Raw genomic sequence first — 7,137 nt, forward strand, 5'->3', positions numbered from 1 at the left:
ACCTTTATTTCTCTATTATTTAGTCGCATCTTAGGTTCTCATCGCCCAACTCATAATATAGAATAAGCAACAAACCATATTGACATGATAACGAATGGACTTAGATCAAAAGCGCAATGCATTGAGAGTACAGCTAGAAACAGCAATTAATGACTTAAAAAAACAGGCCGAATATCGAGGTTGTAAAATTGCTCAGCGACGTCGCTCTGGGTATTTATACGCTGTTGATGCCGCTCGGAACATTGTTCTAGAACCATGGTTTACCAAGTTACTCAGACAACATGGAACCATACTCAAAAAGTACAGCCGTTCTAATGCTATCCATCTTGCTGAGATCATCGAAAGTTACGGTGGATTAAATAAAACAATTAAACTTATTGAAACGGTGCTAGCTCTACGTGGATTCAGTCTTCATACTCAACGACGCGTCAATTATGCCGATCAAGTACTGTTGGGCTTAAAGGATCTGCGTTCACTCACTCCACAACATCAAGAAGAAGAGGTTCATTGGAACAGTGTTCTACCTTACTGCGCACTATGCTGGCGTCTACGCAGCCGATCTCACTACTACTGCGAAAAACACCATCCCATCAAGTCCACTAAACTTTATAAACAGCAAAAATACGCAGTTATCACTGCATTGAAACACCTGCCCAACCAGAACAGTACAGCTTACGAAAAGTACCTAGTACAACCTAACAAACAGAAAAATCTGGGACGACAACTGTATGATCTGGTCAGCGGCTATGCGCCGCATCCACGAGTATTTCTGCGCCACTGTAAAGATAGCGCTATGTCAGGGGACTGGATCACACTATCAAAGAACATTGTTCAGACATGCAAAGTGACTTATCCAGCTAGCTATAAAAAAATAAAACAAATCAAACCAGATGATTTTAGAAACTGGCCCTCGTGGTGTATCGCGATAGTGAGATGTTTAGATCCTACGGAGCCAAATGCTTGGAACGAAAAAGAGTGCCTGACGCTTTTCAATGAGTTGAATACTTGGACCACACTGATTGGGATCTTGCATCGCTTTGAGTGTGTAGAACGAATCAATAGCATTGAAACTAGACGTGGCCCGAGCGTTGGATATGGAGCGAATCTAAAACAACACCAGCAGATCAAAGACCTGTTAACACAACAACTAGCCACGAATAACAAAACTAACCTAAGTGATATCGCCAGAACGCTTGGGCTTAGCAGACAACGCATACACCAGATCATTAAAAAACATCAATTGCTCTCCTAAACAGCAAAGTAACTGTGCAAAAAACAATCTAATTTATTTTACATTTTTAATTATTAAATCAAATAAAAATCATAAATATAATTACGAATAATTTAATTATTAAATTGAACCAAGATAATTATGGCAATAAAATAGTTTTTACTTATTGACTTTTTCATGTTATAACTATTATAACTGTTATAATTATTATAAAGTTATAATTCTAATATAAGGATACATTATTTAAAATCACTTAATAAAAGGTAGAACATCGTTTTTTCTGCTAAATTTCTTCTGCCACACTTGGCACATTCACTGCCAATCCTGACACTTACTCTGCCACTACTGGCAGTCTCGTTGCCAATCTTGGCAAAAAAATGTGCCAAGCAATTTTGATCTAAAAAACTTAGGCAGACATACAGTGCATTATTTTAATAAATAAAAAGTAACACTTTGTGTTTATTATTTTCTATATATTACATTCAAGGTAAAGAAAAATATTTATTTGAACAATACTACAGTTCAAGTGTATATTATTCATAATATCGTTATTGAGAATATTCTTATGAGTAGATTTGTACTCTCCGCAGACTTGCACCTCGGACATGATAATATATTGAAATATCGTTCAGGATTCGATTCTCCTGAAGAGCACCATAATATTCTATTTGATAACCTTGCATCATTTGTACAACGTCGTGACACGTTAATCCTACTTGGAGATATTGCAACGACCCCATTTTGGCTAGAGAGAGTTGCAAGTATTCAATGTACGAAGAAAGTGCTCGTACTTGGCAATCATTGTACAAACATGAGGGTCAGCGGCAAGATGCTCGCAGATGGCTTCGATGAGATTCACTCGATGCTATCTAAACGAAATACCTGGTTTACACACTGCCCTATACATCCTCAGGAATTACATGGAAAGATCAATGTTCACGGGCATTTACATGACAGTATCATTCTAGATGATGCTGGCAAACCAGATCCCCGCTATATCAATGTATCAGTAGATCAGACCCACTTTAGACCAGTCTTGTTCGGTGACGTCGTTAGTCAAATCACTCGCTAAGTGGCTCTTGCCAACACTCTGTTTGATAAACAAGACAAAACCATATAGCAAAAAAGGCTCACTGTAATGGAAACGCTCACTGCATATATGAACAACGTGCTTGTAGGGACTCTAGCAAAGTATCCAGACAACAGACTCAGCTTTAAATATGATTCTTCCTGGCTGAACAATGACAACGCTCAGCCTTTATCTCTGTCTCTTAAAATGCAAAAAAACACTATATCTTCTGAAGCGGTCTTCAACTATTTTGACAATCTTCTCCCAGACTCAACTGGTACAAGAGACCGTTTAGCCGCCAGATTTAAAACCTCCACTACACAACCTTTCGATTTGCTCACAGCAGTTGGTCGTGATGTTGTAGGTGCTATTACTCTACTGCCACCTGATACAAAAAATGATAAGCCAGACTTGGAGTATGAAATCCTAGATGAAAAAACACTGGAACTCATGTTGTCAGCACTACAGACAGGAACACCACATGGAATGATTGAGGAGTCCGATGATTTCCGTATAGCCATTGCTGGCGCACAAGCTAAAACTGCGTTACTGAAAGTGGATAGCCATTGGTGTTTACCAAGTGGCAATACTCCGACAACTCACATCATCAAACTCCCAATGGGAGTTATCCAACAACCAAACTGTACGTTAGACTTAACGGATAGTGTTGAGAATGAATATCTCTGTATCGAACTCGCACGAGAGCTAGGGTTTGATGTACCTAATATTGAAATTATTCAAACTCTGAACTTCAAAGCATTGGCTGTTGAACGTTTTGACCGAAAATGGACGAATGAGAAGACTCACATTCAACGATTACCACAAGAGGATATGTGTCAGGCAGCTTCGCTGCCAGCATCAATCAAGTACGAATCTGATGGCGGTATTGGAGTCTTGGAAATTATGGAATTGTTATCTGGGTCTTCAAATGCCTTTGCCGACCGATACAATTTTATGAAGTTCCAGGTGTATCAATGGGTCATTGGAGCGACTGATGGTCATGCGAAAAACTATTCGATCACAATTGAGCAATCAGGAAGCTACCGCTTAACGCCTTTCTATGACATTTTGTCTGCTTACCCTTTATTAGGTAAAAAAGGGCTTAACATCAGGCAGTTGAAGCTAGCCATGGGGCTAAGAGCATCAAGGGGTAGAAAATACGAAATCCACAAGATTTACCCTCGCCATTTTCTGGCAACCGCACAGCATGTCCGCTTTGAACAAGAGATAATGCAGGAAATTCTCGACACAATGAAAACCGAGCTTCCAGAGGCTATAGACCGTTTAAATACGAGATTGCCAAATGACTTTCCAGAACATATCTCTAGCCCTATTTTCGACAATGCATTGAAAATGCTTAAAAGACTCTCCTTACAGGCATCCGAGTAGAGTACAAGCAGTATGTCAAAAGCGGCTTACCCCTTGAAGGGATAAACATCATTAAACTTTTTTGGAAAAACCTATGGCATTCACATTTAAATTAGATTCCCCTATCCGTGAGCTTCAAGCATCTAGAGCACTTCTAGTTCCAAACGTTCCAGAGCAGAATCTAGTTGAACAGTTAATTGAGCTTGCAACAAAAGAATATATTTCCTCATTAGAAAAAGGAAAAAATGGGGAGTTCGGCTTACTAATTCATGACAGCAACGGAGAGGAAGTCATTCATCTTGCTTATCGTAGTGACATAACTTACCTCACGCAATTTGATAAAACCAAAACTCACATTATTAAATATGCTAGCGAAAAAAACATACCTACTAAGGAATTAGCTCTACCTAACGGTGAGGTATTAGTTATGTGCAAAAACAATGCTGACTCTGACGCTTGGTGCCAGTTGTTAATGAATTTTTCCGTGCAGAAAGTGGCTCAGATTGAGAGATTAGATTTACACCCTACTCTGCAAAGGCAAGGTTTTTTCACTAAGTTAGTAAACCAATTACTCTGCATTGCTGATACAGAGTATGTATTAGTGACTAACATCATCAATGACGAATGGTTTGAGTATTTAAAAGATGTAGCAGATGAAATAGTTGAAAATCGTTTTCACTGTAGTGCATTGTTTAACCCAAAATAACCCCTACTAGCTCTAGGTACTGGTGTACATCGCAAGACCAAGCATCAAAGCGCCCACACACAGCACACTTCTGGACAGAAGCTAGTTAGTGCTTTTGATCTAACTAGTAAGGTTCGAATTAGAGAATGTATAGATAATGCCGCATTAAGGGGTGAAAAACGCTTTCCCCCTTAACTTCAACAGACCACCATAAACACAAAAATGTACTCAAGCCACGAATGCCACGCGTTTTGAATCCCTCTTAAATGCTTTAGCAATTCTTATCTTCTAAACGTAGATCTAAAACACCAGCTGAAAACACGTCATCTTCTAAAGACAATTTGTAAATGATATTTTTTTCTTTATTTGTTAATATCTTTTCTATCACAGGTATAAACTTATCATGACTACATTGATTGTTTTCATAGTTATAGTCTGCTAGAGTCGCTGCAATAAGGTCAGGAATTCTATTATAAGAATCATACCAAACCTTACCATTTCTCTCAGGCAAACCAAATACAAAGCTCTCTTTGTAATCCTCATCAATCTGGAACATTAAATTGTGATATAGATTATGAGTCAAATCAAATATTATCGGCTTGCTAAATTTAGCCGCCTTGTAACTTAATAGAGCATCTCTGTCTGAGAACCAACCAATTATTTCCACTTTAACTTCAGTGCAAATTTGAAAAACTATATATGCGGATAGTGATGATACTATTTCAATATCACGAATATATCTAAAATTAGCACCAGATTTACATACTTCAGAAAGCAATAATTCATAATTGCTCAACAATGTCTTATAATGTTTATTATCAGCATCATTTGAAAGCCAGATCTTTACTTGATTTATAGCCATTTCATATCTAGTTTTGAGCATTTCACGCTCATTTATTGGATCTAACTTTCTAGCTTTAGGAAGAAGCACTGATATATTTAATATCTCGCTACTATTAATAAAGTTAATGAACCCCTCATTCACCCTCTTAAGTTTTTTGATATCTTTAAATGATATAGAGTCAATATATTCACTGAGTTTAAAAAAATCAGCGGTGTAAGGTATTATTGAAAACGTCACAACATCATTAGGTTTACTTTTGTCATTAAGGACATAATCACTAAATACCATCCACTTAGGGACATCAGCATTTTTCTTGAAGTAAGATTTGAACCTAGCATTGTTTGATTGATTGAACGTATCATTCAATGCTGCCAAAAAATTATGAATTACAAATCCACTCTTTCCTTCACCATGATTTCCTAAACCTAGATTTAAGTTATTAAAATTCACTTTTTACTGCACCTAGTCAAAATTGCTAACAGTGTATTAGGCCGCATGCTCGTTTTCACACAGCTACCGCACTACTTCTTTCAGCACACTATACTCACAAAACATAAGTAGTTTCAATGATTTAAATCGCTTAAAGGTAAGAATTCAATGGATTGGGCAAAGTTAGCAATTAGATTTAACAAAATATCGTATGAACTGAGCGTCCTACGTAAAGTCATTTATTATCAGATAGATAGGATTAGGTGTGCTGTGAAAAATAAGCAACGCTTGTCTCGTTAATTCCGAGAAAGAAGCAGAAAATCAATGAACTTCAATTATAGCTGTATATACAAACAATTATAATGAGCACGTTATACATGAAAGCTCTTCAATTATGTACCAAGCGCCAACCGAATTGTCTACTCAGAAATACAGTATTCTTATTTAATAGTTTCTAACGTTTTTTAGCGGAGGCCATTACTAACCCGACATAAGAAATAGTATGGAAAATCGGCTGCCGCGATCTGCTACTGAGTAAATACGTTAACACGGAAAGGGGCAGGAACGAGTTATAGTCGGTGCTCAAAATCAGTGATCAAAACCGTGCACTTCGGATAAGTTGAATTGGGTAAAACCAAGTAAACGAGCCTAACTGAAGCATGTCTATAAAATCGGCGGCTATTCACTATCATTTGAGCCGACTTGCTCGCTATCACTTCTTTTAGCCTTAGCCTCGTTCTTAATACAAGTCTCACTCATAAAAATGTCTGCCGTAGTCCCGTAGCACAGTAACAATTTCACCAGTCTCAACAATGTTGTCTAATCAAAAACATCTTAACCAGAAATCTTAAAAACAATTTCAGACAGCTCAATGAAAGTGGGACGTCGTTGTTTTCCCTGACCTCTCAGATGGATTTATGAATCTTACCTAACGGTGTTTATGATCGGTCAAGCCATATCTCGAGGCTAGACTAATTTAATCTTTTTAATTTCATAAGGTTAGAGTAAAAATGATTGGTTTTTATATCGTTGTTTTCCATGATCACTGACTGCAAAAAGTGAAAGAAGCTCTATCGTTGTTTTGCTTGACCTCTAATATGCATTATTGAATCTTACCCAACGATGTTTATGATCGGTCAAAGCTTATCTCGAAGCTAGACTGATTTAATCTTTTTAATTTCATGAACTTAGAGAAAATAGAATTGGTTTTATATCGTTGTTTTCTATGAACACTGGTCGCAAAAAGTGAAAGAAGCTCTATCGTTGTTTTGCTTGACCTCTAATATGCATTGTTGAATCTTCCCCAACGATGTTTATGATCGGTCAAAGGTTATCTCGAAGTCAGACTGACGTAACCTGTTTAATTTCATAATCTTATAGTGAAAAATATTGGTTTTTATATCGTTGTTTTCCATGATCACTGACTGCAAAAAGTGAAAGAAGCTCTATCGTTGTTTTGCTTGACCTCTAATATGCATTATTGAATCTTACCCAACGATGTTTATGATCGG

Annotated in this window: 5 protein-coding genes; 4 read left to right on the forward strand and 1 reads right to left on the reverse strand. The window is 37.3% G+C overall.

Annotation, left to right across the window (positions count from 1 at the left end; all coding sequences use genetic code 11):
- Nucleotides 1–94: 94 nt before the first annotated feature.
- The 4 genes from NL646_RS18380 (at nt 95) to NL646_RS18395 (ending at nt 4,374) form a co-directional block, all read left to right on the forward strand.
- The gene (locus NL646_RS18380; RefSeq protein ID WP_253664514.1) at nt 95–1,252 is read left to right on the forward strand and encodes a MarR family transcriptional regulator; all 1,158 of its coding nucleotides are present in this window, start codon (nt 95–97) and stop codon (nt 1,250–1,252) included.
- A gap of 484 nt (nt 1,253–1,736) precedes the next feature.
- Nucleotides 1,737–2,303 carry a hypothetical protein gene (locus tag NL646_RS18385; protein WP_253664515.1) on the forward strand — a complete coding sequence of 189 codons (567 nt, stop codon included), beginning with the start codon at nt 1,737–1,739 and terminating at the stop codon, nt 2,301–2,303.
- 66 nt (nt 2,304–2,369) lie between these two features.
- Complete coding sequence (locus NL646_RS18390; RefSeq protein WP_253664516.1) at nt 2,370–3,689, forward strand: type II toxin-antitoxin system HipA family toxin; 1,320 nt, start codon at nt 2,370–2,372, stop codon at nt 3,687–3,689.
- Nucleotides 3,690–3,762: 73 nt separating this feature from the next.
- Nucleotides 3,763–4,374: a hypothetical protein gene (locus tag NL646_RS18395; RefSeq protein ID WP_203503560.1), complete on the forward strand. Its 612-nt coding sequence runs from the start codon at nt 3,763–3,765 to the stop codon at nt 4,372–4,374.
- A 250-nt stretch (nt 4,375–4,624) separates the two neighbouring features.
- On the opposite strand, the gene NL646_RS18400 is transcribed toward NL646_RS18395, so the two are convergent.
- The gene (locus NL646_RS18400; protein WP_140276696.1) at nt 4,625–5,647 is read right to left on the reverse strand and encodes a hypothetical protein; all 1,023 of its coding nucleotides are present in this window, start codon (nt 5,645–5,647) and stop codon (nt 4,625–4,627) included.
- Nucleotides 5,648–7,137: the final 1,490 nt, after the last annotated feature.

This window comes from Vibrio sp. Y20_XG_PY13, from assembly GCF_024181925.1.
Lineage (GTDB): Bacteria > Pseudomonadota > Gammaproteobacteria > Enterobacterales > Vibrionaceae > Vibrio > Vibrio parahaemolyticus.

What these genes read in the sequence shown, in the direction of transcription:
- NL646_RS18395 (WP_203503560.1), top strand. Translation starts at nt 3,763, where the DNA reads ATGGCATTCACATTTAAATTAGATTCCCCTATCCGTGAGCTTCAAGCA.
- NL646_RS18380 (WP_253664514.1), top strand. Translation starts at nt 95, where the DNA reads ATGGACTTAGATCAAAAGCGCAATGCATTGAGAGTACAGCTAGAAACA.
- NL646_RS18390 (WP_253664516.1), top strand. Translation starts at nt 2,370, where the DNA reads ATGGAAACGCTCACTGCATATATGAACAACGTGCTTGTAGGGACTCTA.